Genomic DNA, 19,599 nt, shown 5'->3' with positions numbered 1-19,599 from the left:
ATTATTAGTAGTTTATGATTTTAAAGGAGGCACTGCAATCAGCCGTTTGATGGTTTGCAACTTTTTCTCCGTTTCCAGCCATTCGTCATTCAGTTCCGAAGAGGCCAATAATCCACCGCCGGCATAAAGAGTGAGTTGTTTATCTTCGATATGCATACAGCGCAGGTTTACATACAAGTCTGTTCGCCCTTCCGGATCGAGCCATCCGATAAAACCGGAGTAATAGCGGCGGTCGTAACCTTCGTTCTGCAAAATAAACTGATAGGCTTCTTCCTTCGGCAAGCCGCATACGGCAGGTGTCGGATGCAAAACTTTCAGAAGGTCTCCCAAACCTTTATTATCTTTCAAAGCGAACCGGAAATCGGTTTTTAAATGTGACAAAGCACCGGCATAAGCAGGATATGGCCCGTTTTCCGTAGCATGGATATCCAGTGAAAGAAGCTGACGACGGATATAAGAAGATACATAATCCTGTTCCTTCCGGTTCTTTTCATCCCATACTTGCGGCAGTCTGCCATCTTGCAAAGGCTGTGTTCCGGCCAGCGCAACCGTATGCCATTCGTCTTTCTCACCCGATAAAATGATTTCGGGAGTGCTTCCCAGCCAGATCCCTGTCTGCGGAGTATAACATAAGTATATATACGAATGAATATAACGTTTACAAGCCGCCCGAAAGATGGACGAAGGAGAGAAATCAGCTACTTTATCAACTGTAAGATGACGGGAAAGCACTAGTTTATCAAAAGTCCTGTCACGTAACGCATTTATAAAGGTATGAAAGCATGCCGTATATTCTTCCGTGGAAGAAGTCAGAAATGATTCTTGCCCTTGCAGGCGCAAGGCTATCTCCCGGTCCTCTTCCGTATCATCATCCACCGGTAAAGGCTGCCCCCACTGATCGGGTTGAATCAACACAACCGGACATGACTCACTCACCTGAAACGGAGCAATTACAAATCCTCTCTGTCCATTCAGTTCTTTCAAATCGTATATCAAACGGACCGCTCCTTCCGCCTGCGTCAACAGACGGGGAACTTTCTCTCCGGGAATACGGTAAACAGCAAACGGCTGCTTCCGCTGAATAAATGCATCAATAGTTGTCAAGTTACTTATTTCTTCGTCGGTCATCTCTTTTTCATCACACTGTTGACTACCCGTATGGAAGACACCAGTTTGTTTGTTGAAGTAAACACGTCTACATTCCATACGTGGGAGGAACGTCCTTTATGTACAACTGTTCCTACTGCACGCACGGTATCTCCTTCATGTGCAGAAGATATATGGTTTCCGCTGACCTGCATTCCTACTACAATCTCGTCCGGCTGGCAAAGAATCATCGAACCGAGTCCGGCAACTGTTTCTGCCAGTGCAAGAGTAGCTCCCCCATGCAAAATGCCGAAAGGCTGACGGGTACGATGGTCTACCGGCATCGTTGCTTCCACACGATCTTCGTCGGCGTATGTATATTGAATTCCCAAGTTTCCCATTAATGCATGGCGTGCCTGCGCATTCAGTTGGTCAAGGGGAATTTCGGCTGCACGCACTTCGGCTATGATAGCTTTCTCCACTGCAACGGCCACTCCGTCTTCCTCATTCGAAGCAGTCACATAGTCGGCACAGGCTTTGACCGAGTCTTGTGAATGTCCCATAGCTACACCCAGTCCGGCCAACTGAATCATTGTTACGTCACACACACCGTCGCCCACAGCAATCACTTCCTCACGCTTCACATCCAGTACCTCCAGCAAAGCACCCAAAGAGTTGGCTTTGTCGATAGCGCAGGGAACTACTTCCAGAAAATATGGTTCCGAACGGAATACGTCCAACGCTCCGTTCAATCGTCTCTTCCAGTGATCTTCCAAACCAACCAGTGCTTCTTCGTCATCGCTCACCAGCATACACTTACAAGGAGCAAAATCAACGGCAGCAGAAAATTCTTCTTCTTTAATTATTTGCAGGTTATTCAACCGGGCTTCATTTTGGATATGTTCATTTTCAGGAGAATCCGTTATGATCGTATCATCATGATAAGTGAATAAGGCAAAACCGTTTTTACGGGCCTTCTTTTCCAGATACGGCAACATTTCGGGATTAATCCGACGTTCAAACAGAATTTCCCCGTTTTGTGCATTGATAATCTGACAGCCATTATAGGAAAGAATAAAACCTCCATAGTTTCCAAGTTCAAGCATCTTTGCCAGCGGCATCAGGCCATAAGTAGGTCTGCCGGATGCCAGCACAATACGTACTCCCATTTGCTGAACCTTCAACAGGGCAGCCAATGTACGCTTACTAATTTCTTTCGCATCATTGAGGAGTGTTCCGTCTACATCAAGAACCAATAATTTATACTTCATGATTACACGATTTTGATTTAGATTACAAAGGTAGGAAATTGAGTGAACGACAGAAAGCGTAAACAGATAAAAATTACTTTAATTTCAATCTTTCAAACGCATTTCCAGATAATCGCGGAGGATACGGGCATGATTATACACCGGTTCTTTGGAAGCGTAAAGCAATGTTATCACCGGATGCGGCTTGATAAGAGTCAGAAAATCAGCCATTGAGGAAGAAGCGTCAAGTTCTTTCTGATACTGTATGACAAAGTCTTCCCAGTGTCCGGGAATATCTTCGTGAAACCATCTACGCAATGTGGAAGACGGTGTGATGTCTTTTGCCCAATAATCGTACTTAAGCCATTCTTTCTTCATTCCACGTGGCCATAATTTATCTACCAGTACCCGGTAGCCATCTGTTTCTGAAAAATCTTCGTAAACCCGCTTTATCCTTACCTGTATCATCTCTATTAATAGTTAATTATAAATAGATAAACCGGAAAATGCGAAAATTGTTTAGCAGAATCCACTCAATTCTGTAACGAATCCTGTGCTTTTTTAAATTCGTAAGGAGTCATTCCCGTCTTTTTCTTAAAAAGATTGTATAAAATCGGGGTGCTATTAAATCCGGCCTCATCCGCAATGGCACGTATCGTATAATTAGGATGCTTTTTCATCAGTTCAATGGCATAATTAATGCGCAATTCATTGATATATCCATTAAAATTGGTTCCGGTACATTCTCTTATCATCCTCGCAAAACGTGCGTTATTCAGATGTACGATTTGTGCCAGATCTTCTCTCGACAATTCTGAAGAAAGATATAACTGTTTCTGAATAACGATATCATTCAGTTCCTGAAATATCTTTTTATTCTCTTCTTCTTCCCCACTTTCTTTATCTGTATCGTTAGCAAGTTCTTCCAGTTCTTCGGGTGAAATACGTTCCGGTTCAATCTCCGACACAACAGCCAGTTGTTCGTATACTTCCGATAGCTGGTTCCCATCTTTTCTATTAGCAAATTTCTCGTTTATAAGCCTGGCAAGCATCCTGTTCTTATATTCGACTATATGATTGAAATGCCACAAACGCCAAACGATAAACAGAGTCAACACAACAATACACGCAAGAAAACAGAGGGTAATATTTCTTATTTTTAATTGAAAAGCCTGTTCGGCAATATATTCTTCTTTTTCAGAAGCGCCGTACATTGCATTCAATTCCAATGCAGCATTGTTTCTATCCCGGGTATTGATACTATCTGTTATAGTTAAAATCGTTTCACGTATCTCGGCAGCTTCTTTGTATTTATGCATACCCAAATATGCCTTCACTTCCTGTCGAAGGACAGTCAGATACTGTTCATTCAAAGTATCCTGCTGGGTTCTCATCAATTCCTTGAACCCCCTGCAATTATCAATAACCTTTTCATATTGTCCGGAAAGCGCCAAATAAGGAACCGAGTACATTTTTCCGTCGGGAGTATGAGACTCTTTCTTTGATAAGTATTTCTGATAATATTGCTCCGCCTTCTCATATTTCTTCTCCATGCAATAGATGTAGGCTAATTTGGCATATAAATAACTATATTGGCCATCTACATAATCTTCAGAGATTTGAGGTACTTCCTTAAGCCGTTTAATCTGCTTTTCACGCTCAAAACCCACTTTCAATGCCTCATCAATTCGAGAATCATTCATTAAAAAGCTCATTTCTGCTCCATAGTAATAAGAGAGCAGCATCATTTCCCGCATCTCCTTTGAGCCCCGCAAAAGCTCAATAGTCCGGTTAAAATAATCGTATGCTTTATCTTTAAAAGATAATCTCCAATTATTCTCCCCCATACAGAAAAATAACCTGGCTTTGGCTTCCCTGTTCCCTAATTCTTGCGCCTGCCTGATTCCATCTAATGCATAACGCATACTTTCATTATATTTACTCATCATTGCCGAAAACTCAGCCAAATGTACTGTCATTTTCAGCATGTGTTTCGGATCTTTTTGATATATGGAATCAAGCAAATAAGCTTTCCTTGCATACATAAATGCCAATTTATTCATATACATATTACTATATGATAAACTACGCAATTCATTTACAACCCGCAAAGGAATCGTTTTCCTGTCCTCCGCTTCGTCCAGTAATTGCAGAGCACGCCTAGGTTCGGGAATATAAATATCCCTGATATATTTCTCCGTATACAGAGAATCATCTGTTAAAGTTTTATCAGCCCTCGAAAATTGATTATGTACAAATAAAAGCACCAAAATACATACAAAAAAACGCATAAGTTCTTACCGTATTTTAATCATTCAACATCCAAAGATATGTATTTTCCATAAAAAGTGCAAGGTACATCTTAATTTTGCAAAATTAAAATAAGAAACATTAGCTATCTTCTTATCCCAATCCTAGTTTCTGATAAATCTTCATCTCACAGAATCACAAGCCTAAAGCCTTTCCCAACCGGGCTTCAATACACACGCTCAAATCGGTCGTAACAAACTTACCATTATAAAAAAGAGTAAAGATAGTGGCTGGAGTAGGCGCATTTTGTGCCTGTTCCATGGTTTCTAATTCTATTATTTTTAATGGGAGATCCTTACTCTTGGCTGCATTGACCAAAGAACCGCGAACATGGAATTCAGTAAACGGACAACGATGAGTATAATACACTACTATTCCATCCCGGTCAGGACACTCACCTGTCAAGACACTGTCGTTGAATGAAGGATCGGGAGCAGCCGGATTTATTTTCAAAGCCAACAAACTGAATCCGTAAGGAAGTTTTTCTATAGTTTGGAAACCTTGTCGCAGCAGCCATTTTGTATCACTCATAAAATGAAATTTAGAAGTGCCCACTACGGTAACTAAACCATCTTTTCCCTGCAATTTCGCATCATCAATAGCAGACTGCAGCAAAGCCTTACCATGCCCGCATCCTTTATATTTACCCGACACCCAGAAACAATTTATCATCAGATAATTAGGAGCACTGACAGGAACCCACGCCTTTTCAGCAGGACCATATTCGATGAACACTTTCGCCCGTTCGTCAATACGTCTGAAAACATAACCATTATCAAACTCTTTTTTCAGCCATGCTTTTTTTAACTCATAACTATCTTTGCATTTCTTATCCGAAAAGGCACAGCATATATGTTCGTCCGCAATATTCTCCTTCGTCAAAGTGATGTAATTTGTTTCCATAATATTATATTAATAGGTTTAAAAATAACAAATCGATAAGCACTCATTATTATGAGTTATTAGAAAATCGCCAGGCTAATATTCTGCTGCTTTTAGTTCCCTGCTGCATTCTGATAATCTTATATTCCGATACATTCACAGACTTCAATTTAGCACATAGCTTTTCGAGATTCTTTTCTTTTGAAACCAAGCTGGTAAACCATCCACAGTTCTTCTGATATTTCTGACTCTCGGAGATCATATTCAGTATAAAACGGATTTCTCCACCCTCACACCAAAGTTCATTCGCACTCCCGCCAAAATTTAATTGTACTTTTTTCACCTTCATCCCTTTCAGGCTACTCAATTTGCGCAAGGTTCCGTCTTCCGCTTCTTCCTTCGAGCTATGAAACGGAGGGTTACATATCGTAACATCAAAATACTCGCCAGGCATGATAATTCCATCAAAAATTTTCTGACTGTCTTTCTGAAGTCGCAAGTCAATCTTATGTGCCAATACCGGGTTGCAAGTCACTATCTTTCGTGCATTCTCAATCGAGACCGGATCAATATCACTGCCCACAAATGTCCATCCATATTCTGTGTGCCCTATAATCGGATAAATACAATTTGCACCTACCCCAACATCCAGACATCTGCATTTCGTTTTCTGTTCGTTCGCATCTTCCTCCTCTGTCTGCAAATCGTTCGCTACCCTATCCGGCTGAATAAGATCGGCAATATAATGAATATAATCCGCTCTTCCAGGAATGGGTGGACACAAGTATTGTTTCGGTATATCCCAGTACCGAATGCCATAATAACTGATTAATAATGCTTTATTTAAAGCTTTTACTGCTTGCGGATTAAAAAAGTTTATAGTTTGTACACCCAGAGGATTAAGTGATACGAATCTCTTAAGTGGAGGATATTTTTCTATCAACAACGGAAAATCGTATTGACCATTGTGCTTATTTCTTATATGTAACTCACCTTTTTGTGCCATGCCGGCAAAGATACAGAGAATTTTCCTGTCTGCAAATTTTCCCTGTTAATACACTAAATTGGAATCAAATCACCCCAAAATATCATAAAATAAAAAAGCATCCCATAAGGTCATTTTCTGAAACCTTAATTAGGATGCTTATTCTATAATGCATTGATATTCAATGCTTAAAAGCGGAGAGACAGGGATTCGAACCCCGGGTACCTCGCAGTACAACGGTTTTCAAGACCGCCGCAATCGACCACTCTGCCACCTCTCCAAAACTCCTTTATCAGAAGTGCTTTCCGTTGAAAGCGGTACAAAGGTACGAATCATTTTTAAATCTGCAAACATTCTGATATTTTTTTCGCGAATTAATCGTATTTTTGCAGTCCATTAGTAAGAACAAAGATATGATATACCCTCAAAATTTTGAGCAAAAGATAGGATTCGACCAGATCAGACAGTTACTAAAAGATAAGTGTCTTAGCACTTTAGGCGAAGAAAGAGTCACAGACATGACCTTTTCGGAGCAACATGAAGAAGTTGAGGAGAAATTAAACCAGGTAACAGAGTTTGTCCGCATCATCCAGGAAGAGGACGGATTTCCCGATCAATTTTTCTTTGATGTCCGCCCTTCGCTAAAGCGGGTGCGGATAGAAGGAATGTATCTGGACGAGCAAGAACTATTCGACCTGCGCCGTTCGTTAGAAACCATCCGCGACATTGTACGCTTTCTCCATCGAAATGAAGATGAAGAAGAGAACGACACCCCCTACCCCAGTCTGAAACGACTGGCAGGAGATATAGCCGTTTTCCCTCAACTGATAGGAAAAATAGACGGCATCCTTAACAAATATGGAAAAATCAAGGATAATGCTTCCACCGAATTAGCCCGTATACGTCGCGAGCTTGCCAGTACAATGGGAAATATTTCCCGCTCGTTAAACAGCATTCTGCGCAGCGCACAATCCGAAGGATACGTAGATAAAGACGTAGCTCCCACTATGCGTGACGGACGTTTGGTGATCCCCGTCGCACCCGGACTCAAACGAAAAATCAAAGGTATTGTACACGATGAATCCGCTAGCGGGAAAACAGTGTTTATAGAACCGGCGGAAGTCGTAGAAGCCAACAACCGTATTCGCGAACTCGAAGGCGACGAACGACGCGAAATTATTCGCATCCTTACCGAGTTTTCAAACGTGCTCCGTCCGTCTATCCCGGAAATCCTTCAATCATACGAATTTCTGGCAGAAATAGATTTTATCCGTGCGAAAAGCTATTTCGCCATACAGACCAATAGTCTGAAACCCGCCGTAGAGAATGAGCAACTACTGGACTGGACAATGGCTGTGCATCCTTTATTACAACTTTCACTTGCCAAACACGGAAAGAAAGTCGTACCACTGGATATAGAACTGAATCAAAAACAACGCATTCTTATTATATCCGGTCCGAATGCCGGAGGTAAGTCCGTCTGCCTCAAAACAGTCGGTTTACTGCAATATATGTTGCAATGCGGTATGCTCATTCCCTTGCACGAACGCAGTCACGCCGGTATATTCAGCAGCATCTTTATCGATATTGGTGATGAGCAATCTATTGAAGACGATTTGAGTACCTACTCTTCTCACCTGACCAATATGAAAATCATGATGAAGAGTTGCAACGAGCGGAGCCTCATCCTGATTGACGAGTTCGGTGGAGGTACGGAACCGCAAATTGGAGGTGCTATTGCCGAAGCCGTTCTGAAACGTTTCAACCAGAAAGGAACATTCGGAGTCATCACCACCCACTACCAGAATCTGAAACATTTTGCCGAAGATCATGAAGGAGTAGTGAACGGAGCCATGCTTTACGACCGCCATCTCATGCAAGCACTTTTCCAGCTACAAATCGGAAATCCCGGAAGTTCGTTTGCCGTAGAAATCGCACGAAAAATCGGATTGCCGGAAGATGTCATTGCAGATGCTTCGGAAATCGTAGGAAGTGAATATATCAATGCCGACAAATACCTTCAGGACATCGTGCGCGACAAGCGTTACTGGGAAGGAAAACGTCAAACTATCCGTCAACGGGAAAAGCACATGGAAGAAACCATTGCCCGCTACCAAACGGAAATGGAAGAGTTGCAGAAATCACGGAAAGAGATCATCCGGCAAGCAAAAGAAGAAGCGGAACGGATGCTTCAGGAATCCAATGCACGCATTGAAAACACAATACGCACAATCAAGGAAGCACAAGCTGAAAAGGAAAAGACACGCCAGGCACGTCAGGAACTGACAGACTTCCGTACTTCTTTAGATGCGCTGGCTTCTAAAGAGCATGAAGAGAAGATTGCACAGAAAATGAAGAAATTAAAGGAGAAACAAGAACGGAAGAAAAATAAGAAAAACGAACCGAAAGCCGCAGTCTCTTCCCCGTCAAGTGCTCCTAAAGTAGTGCCGATTGCAGTAGGTGAGAATGTAAAAATCAAAGGACAGACAAGTGTCGGCCAAGTGATGGAAATCAATGGTAAAAATGCAACCGTTGCTTTTGGGAGTATAAAAACGACCGTAAAAATAGACCGTCTGGAACGTACCAATAACGCCCCCAAGACGGAAGGAATCGCCAAAAGCACCTTTGTCAGTAGCCAGACGCATGATCAGATGTACGAAAAGAAGCTTAGCTTCAAACAAGACATTGACGTACGCGGAATGCGCGGAGACGAAGCTCTGCAAGCAGTCACCTATTTTATCGATGACGCCATATTAGTCGGCATGGACCGTGTACGCATCCTTCACGGCACGGGAACGGGAATACTTCGTACATTAATCCGCCAGTATCTGGCCACCGTACCGGGAGTGAGCCACTATGCCGACGAACATGTGCAGTTTGGCGGTGCCGGAATCACAGTAGTCGATTTTGACTAACCTGTAAACAAAACGTCCAAAGAACTTGTTCTCATTTAGAAAACCACTACCTTTGTTACAGTGGTTTTCTAAAACGAGAATAAAGCATGAAGAATAATCTGTTAAGCGAAAAGCTTATTTACACAGGAGACAGTCTTACTCCTACCCACTTACATCTTTGTACTTACAATGCTACCGAGATGCAGGAAAGCGCCAACGACACCTTTCAAGCCATCAAGGGAACACTGAACAGCGATCGGATCAATTGGCTACAAATACACGGAATGAAAGATACGGAGACTATCCGTGAAATTTGCAGTCATTTTGAAATAGACTTCCTAGTCCTGCAAGATATACTGAATGCGGATCATCCTACCAAGATAGAAGAGCATGACAAATACATCGTCCTGATCTTAAAAATATTCTACCCCAACGAACATAAAGAAGAAGACGAACTGGACGAGTTGCTCCAACAGCAAGTTTGTCTTATTCTAGGTAATAACTACGTACTTACTTTCCTCGAAAAAGAAACCGACTTCTTCGATGATGTCAGTTCCGCTCTGCGCAATGATGTCCTGAAGATACGCAGCCGCCAGACTGATTATCTACTTAGCGTGCTGCTCAACAGCATCATGGGAAACTATATTTCAACAATCTCTTCCATTGATGACGCACTCGAAGATTTGGAAGAAGAACTGCTCACCATCACCAGTGGTGATGACATCGGAATTCAGATTCAGGCATTACGACGCCAATATATGCTGATGAAAAAATCCATCCTTCCACTAAAAGAACAATATATCAAGTTACTACGGGCAGAAAACCTGCTCATTCACAAAGTGAACCGTGCCTTTTTCAATGATGTAAACGACCACTTGCAATTTGTATTACAGACCATTGAGATCTGCCGGGAAACTCTTTCCTCATTAGTCGATCTATACATCTCCAACAATGATTTACGTATGAACGACATCATGAAGAGGTTAACCATCGTATCCACCATCTTTATCCCTTTGACATTTCTGGTCGGAGTATGGGGAATGAATTACAAATGGATGCCCGAGCTCGAATGGCAATACGGGTATTTATTTGCCTGGATTGTAATGGCAATTATCGGTATTATTGTATATTTGTACTTCAGAAAAAAGAAATGGTATTAACAAAAACACATCATCAATCATGAAATCGATAAAAGAGCTATATAGAATAGGCACAGGACCTTCCAGTAGCCACACTATGGGACCGCGCAAAGCTGCCGAAATGTTTCTGGAACGTCATCCGAATGCTGCATCTTTTAAAGTAACCCTTTACGGCAGTTTAGCTGCTACAGGCAAAGGACACATGACGGATGTAGCCATTATAGACACTTTGCAACCCACTGCCCCGGTAGAAATTGTGTGGCAGCCCAAAGTCTTTCTACCGTTCCATCCGAACGGAATGACATTTGCAGCTCTGGATAGCAACGATAAAGTGCAGGAGAATTGGACTGTTTATAGCATCGGTGGTGGTGCACTAGCAGAAAATAATGACAATCCAACCATCGAAAGCCCCGATGTATATGGTATGGAAAACATGACTGAAATACTCCAATGGTGTGAAGATACCGGAAAAAGTTATTGGGAATACGTAAAGGAATGTGAGGAAGAAGATATATGGGACTACCTGGCTGAAGTATGGGCTACCATGAAAGATGCCATTCACCGTGGACTCGAAGCAGAGGGCGTACTACCCGGACCACTAAATCTCCGGCGGAAAGCCTCCACTTATTACATACGTGCTACCGGATACAAACAATCCCTGCAATCCAGAGGGCTCGTCTTCTCTTATGCTTTGGCAGTAAGTGAAGAAAATGCTTCCGGCGGTAAAATAGTAACCGCTCCGACTTGTGGTTCTTGTGGAGTTATGCCTGCCGTACTTTATCATCTTCAAAAAAGCCGTGACTTTAGCGATATGCGCATTTTACGTGCGTTAGCCACTGCCGGTTTGTTTGGCAACATCGTCAAATTCAACGCATCCATTTCCGGAGCAGAAGTAGGTTGTCAGGGAGAAGTCGGTGTTGCCTGCGCAATGGCTTCGGCTGCCGCCAATCAATTGTTCGGGGGCAGCCCTGCACAAATTGAGTATGCAGCAGAAATGGGCTTGGAACACCATTTGGGAATGACTTGCGACCCGGTATGCGGATTGGTACAAATTCCCTGCATCGAACGAAATGCATACGCCGCCGCACGTGCGCTGGATGCTAATCTTTATTCAGCTTTCACCGATGGCATGCACCGTGTCTCTTTCGACAAAGTAGTGCAAGTGATGAAACAGACCGGACATGACCTACCGTCACTCTATAAAGAAACAAGTGAAGGAGGATTGGCCAAGGATTACAAACAAATGTAATTATAAAAAGCAACGGACCATTCCTTTTATAGAAATGGTCCGTTGTCATTTTTATGATTAAAAGTTATTCAGTTGGCGGCCAATTCGTATCGTCTCCGTTACTGATATCTTTTTCATGTATCAATCCACCATCCTGCGTGAAATAAAGCGAGTAGCGCTGGCTACCTTGTTTCACCTGAATCACAGATTCCATCGGATTCTGTGGAAATGTCAACACATATACATCTGTCACTACCCACGCGTTATATTTAGAATCTATAAAAGCCGTATAAACAGCCGGCACCAACTGATCAATACTGTTCAGTTCATTTTCTGTCATCACCCAGTTGGCATTAGCATCAAACCAGACTTCCAATTCATCATTGCTCACCCAACAGTCAGCTACATAATAAGCACCTTTCATCTCCCATTCTATATTCTGGGCAGCCGGATATACCTGTTTCAAGGCCTCCGTAATATTACTGGGCGGAACAAAAGTATCATCATCGTCATTATCACATGCGCCGAAAGAAAGGGCAGTCATAAGCAACACTACTGCCCATGCGCTAAACTTAAATCTCCACATAGTTATCTTCTTGTTTAGGTCTATTTACTGCAACTTGTTAATCATCAGCCTTGATAAATTTTCCTTTCTTATCAAATTTGAAAGAAAGCCCGGTAGACAATTCAATCTCATACCCTTTGCGGTCACGTTCCACTTTCGTCACTCCTTCATTCACAAAATTATGTGCTTTCAGGTAGTTGACAGCGAATCCCGGAACAATACTAACAGGAACAGTCTGCCCTTTCTTAGCACTTACCTCTTCCCAGTTTCCCTTACTGTCAAAATCAATTTCCGTACCATCCATCAATAACACTTCATACTTGGTAGACTCCATCATATCCTTATCAATTTTGATATGGGCAACCTGTGGTTTTGTAAAATTACTATTGATAAAATTACGTGCCGGAAGCGGCAACTGATTCATGTCTTTAGTTATCACATCTTTTGCGAATGAAAACTGCACGGCTACCAGAGCCAGTACAAGTAGAGATAGAAATTTCTTCATAATCGTTATTCTTTTAGCGTTAATACTATACTTTATTCTATGCTACAAATAACGATACAGATTCCGGAAAGATTTAGGAATATTATGAGTTTGCTCTTTTTTTGTATTCTTTAACCATCTATTCTATTTTCCACTCCCCTATGGTACAACGTTCCCTTAAAACGCAATATACCAACGATCCTCACAGACAGTTGGTATATTTCACATATAGATACATATCAGTTTTTACACCGATACGAGGGTCAAGTTAAAAATATACCGCTGTACGATTTCTAACCTGCAAAATGTAGGGATTTCATGAGTTTATCATGAATCTAGGGACCTACATATTTCTTCATTTCAACATTTATCTTATACCATCCCAATGCATTACTACCACCCACTCTTTCGGTTGGTAAGTTCCGTGAAAACGGTGCGGAATCGTAGCAACCACCAAATCACAATTGGAAGCTAATACGGTTCTTAATTCCTTTAGCAACATATCCATTCGAACAATTAAATGAAGATACTTCATCATACACCGTATCACCCGTACATACTGATAAATGCACATATCCTCTCCCCGTCTTATCTCACTCAGTGTATTGGGAGAAATAGCAAATTCGCTGGAAAAGAAACTGTTACTGAAAATACGATCCGTTCCCATTAAAGCCAATACCAAATTGCTTAAAAACTCGTATGGTTTCTGTTTTTCTTTTGCCATGTCATTCTATGATTAATAATTTATAATATTTCAGTTTTTATTACTTTATCAAATATTGTCCACATAGGGAAACAATTAGCGATCCACTGCTAAAATCAACTGTCACTGACACTATTCACAAAAAAGCATATTACGTGAGCTTCCTGCATTTTTTCGAGCACACAAATTTTCGTCCCTAAAAAAGCAACGAGAGTTTATCTACTGGATACAAGCAAGTTATAAATCTCACACACCTCTTCTTTCCCCCACCAACGTGCCCTCCTTTCAAAAGGACAAAAGGACATAAGGACAAAAATCCCCTATGGTACTATAAAAATTCCAATGCCAACGACGAAGCCTATTAGTTGGGAGAGGAATTCCAGAAAGGAGCTCCTTTATTTTCCCCGAATTTGTACAATAATATCACCATATTGTCGAATGATTGTATCATTGAAGGCGGAAGCAAACGCGAACAAGATATCGCTCTTCTTTCCAAGCACGGCCCTTTCACTAAATAATCCTGACAATATAGGTAATTTTGTTCAAGAGTTGCCCAATCATTTCATGACAAACAAAACGATTCAGGTTGGCGCAAAACACGATTTCAATATTCGTAAGGTTACACGTCTATAAAAGCACTTAATATAATAAAGATCAGCAATATACCTCATAGTTCTTATAGTAAGATGAATAAAAACAATCATATATATCCTTTTTGTCCTTTTGTCCTTTTGGAGAGTCGGAAAAACATCGGAAGATTTGAAAAAAACATCTCAATGATTGAAATCAAACATTGGGATATTTCGATACAAATCTCCCAATGTTTTTTCTTTATATTTGTGTGTCTAAATACATCACTATACGTAAAATTAGGAAATATCAACGATCTTCACAGACAGTTGATATAGTGGGAAATTCACATCGGCTTTAACCTCCGATGTCAGGGCGTAGATTAGAAATGCGCCGTCGCGCTATTTCTAATCCACAATGTAGGAGAATCATGCTGTAAACAGCATGAAGCTAGGGACCTACATTTTTTTCATCTCACATACGAAACACTCACGTGTTTATTACATCTCAACATTTATTTTATATACCCAAATTGTTTCAGAAAAATCATCTCAAATACTTATTATCGTTATCTCTATACCAATCCTTAATAGCTTCTTCAAATGTATAATGAAACTTATACCCCGAATCAGCCAATTTCTTTCCGCATATATTAGTAGAAATCATTAACTTCTTCACACGAGCAGGACAAATACCTAAAGCTTTTCCCCCTAACGAACCGACAATCCTTGCAACTGTCATTAGAAGACTTCCCGGCACCTCGACAACAGTACGTTGTACTCCCGTAGCCTTTTTCATCGTTTCTACTATTTGCTCGATAGTAAAAGCTGGTTCATATGTACAGTTATATAACTCTACTCCTTCATTATGATTCTCTAAACGATAAAGCATAAAGCGAACCAATTCTTTCACATAAATGCAAGCTTTAATCGTATCTTTACGGCCCGGATAGAAGAACTTACCGCCACGGATACCCCAATACAAACGAGTAAAGTTACCATTTTCCCCTTTACCGAATACCACACCCGGACGAACAATAGTAAGTTGTCGTTCGTTCGACTTTTTTGCCTGCCAAATCGTATGTATTTTTTCAGCCACTAACTTAGAAATTCCATAAGGCGTGTTCGGTGTGGGAAGCGTCTCTTCTGTTTTCAAATCTTCAGCTGCACCATAAGGAGCTATGGAACTGGTAAAAACGATTTTCTTTATCCCGAACTTCTCGGCAAAAGCACATACGTTCTCTGCACCACGAATATTCGTCTCAAAATAAGCCTGATCCGGATGTCCCGGGGTACGATGAACGGCTGCAAAGTTAAAAATGACGTCTTCGGAAGTAACGGAAATATCAATGTTTATTTCAGAACGAACATCACAATTGATATATGTAGATTTACCTTCATGGTTATTCTTTACAATATCCAGATTGTATATTTTTGTACCCGGATATATATTATCAATTAGAGCAATAAGGTGTGTACCGATAAAACCGGAACCGCCAAATATAAAATAACTCATTTCACTAGATGATTAAATTCATTATATTTTAACTCTACAAACTCCTTTATTTCCTTCTTAAAACGTTCTTCCGAAAAAGTCTCCGCATGGTTACGTATTATTTTAGGATCAAACGGTGTTTCTAGTTTTTCAAATCTTTCTACTGCATCAATAACCGATTCTACAGTTTGTTCATAAAAGAAAAGACCTGTTACTCCTTCTTTTACTGTTTCCAAAGAACCTCCCCTGCCATAAGCAATAACAGGAGTCCCACATGATTGCGCTTCGATCGGAATCATACCAAAATCCTCATCTGCTGCAAAAACAAAGGCTTTAGCTTTCTGCATCTTTTCTTTTAGTACCGCAAATGACTGATATCCCATGACAGTTACATTATGCCCAGCAATCTTGCGTATCTTTTCCAAATTAGGACCTCCACCAATCACAACCAGCTTTTTATTAGGCATACGACTGAAAGCTTCGACAATAAGATCTATTTTCTTATATCCCACCAAACGACTACTAGTTAAATAGAAATTTTCTTTCTCTACGCACAAATCAAAGTTAGAAATATCAATATTAGGGTGAATTGTTACAGCATCCCGCCTATAAGTCTCCTGAATTCGACGTCCCACATAATCGGAATTACTTATAAAATAGTCAACCCGGAAGCTGGATATCAAATCCCATTTACGAATACGGTGAAGCATATATTTAGCTAGATATCCTTTCAAGCCTTTTGTCAACCCCGATTCTTCCAAGTATTCATGATACATATCCCATACATAACGAATAGGAGAATGACAATAACAAATATGCAATTGATCCGCTTTGGTTAGAACTCCTTTGGCTACAGCATGAGAAGATGATATAATCACATCATATCCCCGTAAATCAAACTGTTCTATTGCAAACGGAAATATAGGCAAATACATCCTATGCTTCTTTACCCCTAAAGGCAACTTCTGAATGAATGATGTATGGACTTTATTCCAGTCAATCCCTAATTCGTCACAAACTTGTTTTTTAGCAACTAAGGTGTAAATATCTGCGTCAGGAAATACATCCGCAATAGCTTTGACTACTTTATCTGAACCGCCAACGGTTACTAACCATTCTTGGATGATAGCTACTTTCATATTTGATCAACCTTATTTATATAATTGATGATATTTCATTCAAAAGTCTTTTTTTAAATTTTCCTTCATTTAAATGCTCTCTGATAACACAATAAACAGCATCAGAAACTTTCCGATATAAACATTCATCATTATAAAGATTTAAAATTTTTGCTACTAAATCAACAACATCCCCCTTGTTAAACAATATAACATCGCAATAAAGTGGTATATATTTTTCAACAATTTCTTTCATTCCATAATCATCAGTAGCAATTGTAGGAATACCTAGTGCCCAGCTTTCGGTCATTGACAAAGAAAATGTTTCAGGAGAAATGGAAGGAATTATCACTAAACTTATTTGATTTTCAACAAGGTAATTTGCAACATCTGATATTAATCCGGTATAGACACACTTAATCGAGAAAGACTGCAGTTGTTCCAAATATTTTTTATCCAAAAGGTTGCCAATTACATGAAGCTCACTATTTTCGGGTAAAGATTGCATCGCTTCAAACACAATGTGATGACCTTTAAATCTAACAACATCCCCTACTATTGCTATTTTATGAGATGAACAACTTATCTTTATTTTTTCTCTTAATGGAATCGGATTATATAATATAGAACTCTTTTTCAAATTTTGCTGAGATAACTGCGAAAGTGTATATCTTGATACACCAAAGATTCTTTTCACGTACTTATGATTCAAAAAACAACATATCATTCTTCTTGCTTGTTTATCGATATAAATAACATGAAGATGGGATACTATTTTATTTCTTACCCCCCAATTTGCTAATACACAAACAGGAAGAATATTTTGGTGTTGAATGTACAACAAATCAAAATGCTTTTCCTTTAATAACTTACGTAGCATTTGATATGTAAAAAATGCATTATAAAAGAATAAAAAATAATCTTTTATTCTTTTTTTTCCTACTAGAATATGGCACTAATTGGTAGTGGTATTGTTTATAATTAGACAATAAGTTAGATATACCATTATCTTGACCCGGAATAAATACAGAGACATCGTATTTGGATGAGAGGATGTCACAAATACGCTTCGTTATGATTTGTCCCCCACCTATAGTTTCTCTACCCTCAAAAATTAGAATCTTTTTCATGAATATACTTATTATAACCCAAAGCCAATACCAAAAATACCCATATAAACAATGCATAAACGAGAGGATTAGACAGTGTTACTGCAACATTAAAAAGACCTCCTACAAAAAACATTCGTCCATAAGGTTTTTCATTCCGATATTTCCATAGTTCCTTCACTACTGCTAATAAAAAAAACAGTAAAGCACAACCACCAATAAGTCCTTGTTCTGCAAATACGCAAGCATAAAGATTTTGAGGGAATATTCCTAAACTCAACGTATCCCCAAAATTCACAATTCCCATCTTAAATTCATATAAATGCATATAATAAACACTATTTCCTACTCCCACACCCAAAAGAGGCTGATTATAAAAAATTTCCCATCCAATCCGACCTGTATAACTCCTAAAACTGCCACTATCCAATGTATGATCTGGCGCATAAAAAAAATTGGTTGCTTTATTTAAAAATAAAGTCTCAAACAAATCATAGTACCCACTTTCAAGTAATACAAAATATCCGACACAAAAGAAAATAAAGGATATAAATACAATGGATATCTTTTGTTTTTTAGTTGTAGAACAAAGAAAATAAGACAATATAATCAATACAACAAAAGCAATGAGTGAAGTTGAGAATGTGAAAAATAACGATAAAACATTTATTGTCAGCATAAATAACCAAACTTTTATTGAAAATAGTTCTTTCGCATAATAAGTAAATAACACAACCCACACTTGATAGATTACATAATTCCCTGGTTCTTGAGATAGACCGCTACTTCTAAAATCATAAACAGACTTATTTTGAAGAAACGAAGGTAAATATGGTATTGGATCATAAACAAAAAGAGCAAATAAAGAATATACAGCTATACATGTTCCTATAATCACAATATACCTCCGCAGATAATCAAAATATTTATATAGTCGTCGTTCTCGATAGATACCCGAGAGAACTGAAAAACAAAAAAGCATATATATTATTTGCAATACTGAAAATATTCTATTTCCAAATTTGAAAGACTCTGTTGCTTCAGGGTAACGCAAATAAAAATCAGAAGGGATATCAAGAAAAAGCCATGAATAGCAAAAACTGACAATAGGAGAAAGTACAAATAATACCCATAATGCAATAAGCTTACTAGTCCAAAATCCATGATTCCTAAATTTTAATAGTAGAATCAAAGATAGTAGCTCATATATTTTAAAACTTCCCCCTATACGAAGAACTGGGAATTGTTGAAACCCAATCAATAGAACAATAAGAAAAAGTAAAAAGTAATATTTCTTAGAAGTCAATGACACTATTGTTATTCTATTTGGTAATGTATACAATAGATTTCAACATAATCCCTACCATTCTTCTCAAACACAGATACAGATTAATAACTAATGGTACGGTATGATATTTTTTTCTGATTCTGAATGTCTCATACTGACATTCCATAGAAAAGCTAGCTCCACCTACTTTAAACACAAGTACCGCCTGATTATAAAATGCACAACAAAGATTTTGTCCTTCTCGTATCAACAACTCATAGTCAGCACATATTTTATATTCCAATGAATATTTACCTATTTTTTGAAAAAGATTTCTATTATGTAAGGTGGAACCATGAGAAATATTCATATTCCTTTTTTCTCTCTCCCAACTAAAAGGTTCACCCACTTTCTTTATCAGTTTACCTTTCAAATCGACAAAATATGCGCACGCAGTTATTAAATCATAGTTTTGGGTAGATATTTGCTTAACATACTGTATATAGGGCGACAAT

At 39.4% G+C, this 19,599-nt stretch carries 16 protein-coding genes, 1 tRNA gene and 1 pseudogene; 3 read left to right on the top strand and 15 right to left on the bottom strand.

All coding sequences use genetic code 11. The features are described from left to right. Positions 1-12: 12 nt before the first annotated feature. From HMPREF0106_RS05550 to HMPREF0106_RS05580, 7 genes are all read right to left on the bottom strand, one after another. Positions 13-1,128, bottom strand: coding sequence for an isochorismate synthase (locus HMPREF0106_RS05550; protein WP_009040767.1), 1,116 nt, complete (start codon positions 1,126-1,128; stop codon positions 13-15). After that, positions 1,125-2,357, bottom strand: coding sequence for a Cof-type HAD-IIB family hydrolase (locus HMPREF0106_RS05555; protein ID WP_004315182.1), 1,233 nt, complete (start codon positions 2,355-2,357; stop codon positions 1,125-1,127). Before HMPREF0106_RS05555 ends, HMPREF0106_RS05550 begins: the two co-directional genes overlap by 4 nt. 84 nt (positions 2,358-2,441) lie before the next feature. Then, complete coding sequence (locus tag HMPREF0106_RS05560) at positions 2,442-2,804, bottom strand: DUF488 domain-containing protein (RefSeq protein WP_009040766.1); 363 nt, start codon at positions 2,802-2,804, stop codon at positions 2,442-2,444. A 65-nt stretch (positions 2,805-2,869) separates the two neighbouring features. Further along, on the bottom strand, positions 2,870-4,627 hold the full coding sequence (locus HMPREF0106_RS05565; protein ID WP_009040765.1) for a helix-turn-helix domain-containing protein: 1,758 nt from the start codon (positions 4,625-4,627) through the stop codon (positions 2,870-2,872). A gap of 154 nt (positions 4,628-4,781) precedes the next feature. Then, complete coding sequence (locus HMPREF0106_RS05570; protein WP_008643116.1) at positions 4,782-5,549, bottom strand: N-acetyltransferase; 768 nt, start codon at positions 5,547-5,549, stop codon at positions 4,782-4,784. Between the two features lie 49 nt (positions 5,550-5,598). Beyond that, positions 5,599-6,534, bottom strand: coding sequence for a 23S rRNA (adenine(1618)-N(6))-methyltransferase RlmF (rlmF, locus tag HMPREF0106_RS05575; RefSeq protein ID WP_009040764.1), 936 nt, complete (start codon positions 6,532-6,534; stop codon positions 5,599-5,601). A gap of 174 nt (positions 6,535-6,708) precedes the next feature. Continuing rightward, positions 6,709-6,793 (bottom strand) — tRNA-Ser (locus HMPREF0106_RS05580). Positions 6,794-6,926: 133 nt separating this feature from the next. Here HMPREF0106_RS05580 and HMPREF0106_RS05585 point away from each other — a divergent pair. The 3 genes from HMPREF0106_RS05585 to HMPREF0106_RS05595 all read left to right on the top strand — a co-directional run bounded on the left by HMPREF0106_RS05585 (position 6,927) and on the right by HMPREF0106_RS05595 (position 11,795). Further along, positions 6,927-9,428 (top strand): endonuclease MutS2, encoded by a 2,502-nt coding sequence (locus HMPREF0106_RS05585; protein ID WP_009040763.1) that lies wholly within the window; start codon positions 6,927-6,929, stop codon positions 9,426-9,428. Between the two features lie 86 nt (positions 9,429-9,514). Further along, positions 9,515-10,567, top strand: coding sequence for a magnesium/cobalt transporter CorA (corA, locus tag HMPREF0106_RS05590; RefSeq protein ID WP_004315191.1), 1,053 nt, complete (start codon positions 9,515-9,517; stop codon positions 10,565-10,567). A 19-nt stretch (positions 10,568-10,586) separates the two neighbouring features. Further along, positions 10,587-11,795 (top strand): L-serine ammonia-lyase, encoded by a 1,209-nt coding sequence (locus tag HMPREF0106_RS05595; protein ID WP_009040762.1) that lies wholly within the window; start codon positions 10,587-10,589, stop codon positions 11,793-11,795. A 64-nt stretch (positions 11,796-11,859) separates the two neighbouring features. On the opposite strand, the gene HMPREF0106_RS05600 is transcribed toward HMPREF0106_RS05595, so the two are convergent. The 8 genes and pseudogenes from HMPREF0106_RS05600 to HMPREF0106_RS27955 all read right to left on the bottom strand — a co-directional run. Beyond that, positions 11,860-12,360, bottom strand: a complete 501-nt coding sequence (locus HMPREF0106_RS05600) for a PepSY-like domain-containing protein (protein ID WP_004315193.1) — start codon at positions 12,358-12,360, stop codon at positions 11,860-11,862. Between the two features lie 37 nt (positions 12,361-12,397). Continuing rightward, on the bottom strand, positions 12,398-12,844 hold the full coding sequence (locus HMPREF0106_RS05605) for a PepSY-like domain-containing protein (protein ID WP_004315194.1): 447 nt from the start codon (positions 12,842-12,844) through the stop codon (positions 12,398-12,400). Positions 12,845-13,190: 346 nt separating this feature from the next. Then, on the bottom strand, positions 13,191-13,547 hold the full coding sequence (locus HMPREF0106_RS05610) for a hypothetical protein (RefSeq protein ID WP_008021509.1): 357 nt from the start codon (positions 13,545-13,547) through the stop codon (positions 13,191-13,193). 1,095 nt (positions 13,548-14,642) lie between these two features. Then, a complete protein-coding gene (locus HMPREF0106_RS05615; protein ID WP_009040760.1) occupies positions 14,643-15,611 on the bottom strand; it encodes an NAD-dependent epimerase/dehydratase family protein in 969 nt (322 codons plus the stop codon). Beyond that, entirely contained in the window at positions 15,608-16,729 is a 1,122-nt protein-coding gene (locus HMPREF0106_RS05620) for a glycosyltransferase family 4 protein (protein WP_009040759.1), read from the bottom strand. The genes HMPREF0106_RS05615 and HMPREF0106_RS05620 overlap by 4 nt, the downstream gene beginning before the upstream one ends. Positions 16,730-16,745: 16 nt before the next feature. After that, positions 16,746-17,588: a glycosyltransferase family 4 protein gene (locus HMPREF0106_RS05625; RefSeq protein WP_009040758.1), complete on the bottom strand. Its 843-nt coding sequence runs from the start codon at positions 17,586-17,588 to the stop codon at positions 16,746-16,748. Positions 17,589-17,815: 227 nt separating this feature from the next. Next, positions 17,816-19,123, bottom strand: a complete 1,308-nt coding sequence (locus HMPREF0106_RS05630; protein ID WP_032851579.1) for an O-antigen ligase family protein — start codon at positions 19,121-19,123, stop codon at positions 17,816-17,818. A gap of 16 nt (positions 19,124-19,139) precedes the next feature. Then, positions 19,140-19,599: pseudogene (locus HMPREF0106_RS27955) on the bottom strand (hypothetical protein); the annotation flags it as partial.

The sequence above is a fragment of the Bacteroides sp. D22 genome (assembly GCF_000163675.1).
GTDB classification, from domain to species: Bacteria; Bacteroidota; Bacteroidia; order Bacteroidales; family Bacteroidaceae; genus Bacteroides; species Bacteroides xylanisolvens.
The sequence above is the reverse complement of the archived record's forward strand: the minus strand, read 5'-3'. Positions and strand labels throughout refer to the sequence as shown.

What these genes read in the sequence shown, in the direction of transcription:
- HMPREF0106_RS05550 (WP_009040767.1), bottom strand. Translation starts at nt 1,128, where the DNA reads ATGACCGACGAAGAAATAAGTAACTTGACAACTATTGATGCATTTATT.
- HMPREF0106_RS05555 (WP_004315182.1), bottom strand. Translation starts at nt 2,357, where the DNA reads ATGAAGTATAAATTATTGGTTCTTGATGTAGACGGAACACTCCTCAAT.
- HMPREF0106_RS05560 (WP_009040766.1), bottom strand. Translation starts at nt 2,804, where the DNA reads ATGATACAGGTAAGGATAAAGCGGGTTTACGAAGATTTTTCAGAAACA.
- HMPREF0106_RS05565 (WP_009040765.1), bottom strand. Translation starts at nt 4,627, where the DNA reads ATGCGTTTTTTTGTATGTATTTTGGTGCTTTTATTTGTACATAATCAA.
- HMPREF0106_RS05570 (WP_008643116.1), bottom strand. Translation starts at nt 5,549, where the DNA reads ATGGAAACAAATTACATCACTTTGACGAAGGAGAATATTGCGGACGAA.
- rlmF (WP_009040764.1), bottom strand. Translation starts at nt 6,534, where the DNA reads ATGGCACAAAAAGGTGAGTTACATATAAGAAATAAGCACAATGGTCAA.
- HMPREF0106_RS05585 (WP_009040763.1), top strand. Translation starts at nt 6,927, where the DNA reads ATGATATACCCTCAAAATTTTGAGCAAAAGATAGGATTCGACCAGATC.
- corA (WP_004315191.1), top strand. Translation starts at nt 9,515, where the DNA reads ATGAAGAATAATCTGTTAAGCGAAAAGCTTATTTACACAGGAGACAGT.
- HMPREF0106_RS05595 (WP_009040762.1), top strand. Translation starts at nt 10,587, where the DNA reads ATGAAATCGATAAAAGAGCTATATAGAATAGGCACAGGACCTTCCAGT.
- HMPREF0106_RS05600 (WP_004315193.1), bottom strand. Translation starts at nt 12,360, where the DNA reads ATGTGGAGATTTAAGTTTAGCGCATGGGCAGTAGTGTTGCTTATGACT.
- HMPREF0106_RS05605 (WP_004315194.1), bottom strand. Translation starts at nt 12,844, where the DNA reads ATGAAGAAATTTCTATCTCTACTTGTACTGGCTCTGGTAGCCGTGCAG.
- HMPREF0106_RS05610 (WP_008021509.1), bottom strand. Translation starts at nt 13,547, where the DNA reads ATGGCAAAAGAAAAACAGAAACCATACGAGTTTTTAAGCAATTTGGTA.
- HMPREF0106_RS05615 (WP_009040760.1), bottom strand. Translation starts at nt 15,611, where the DNA reads ATGAGTTATTTTATATTTGGCGGTTCCGGTTTTATCGGTACACACCTT.
- HMPREF0106_RS05620 (WP_009040759.1), bottom strand. Translation starts at nt 16,729, where the DNA reads ATGAAAGTAGCTATCATCCAAGAATGGTTAGTAACCGTTGGCGGTTCA.
- HMPREF0106_RS05625 (WP_009040758.1), bottom strand. Translation starts at nt 17,588, where the DNA reads ATGCTACGTAAGTTATTAAAGGAAAAGCATTTTGATTTGTTGTACATT.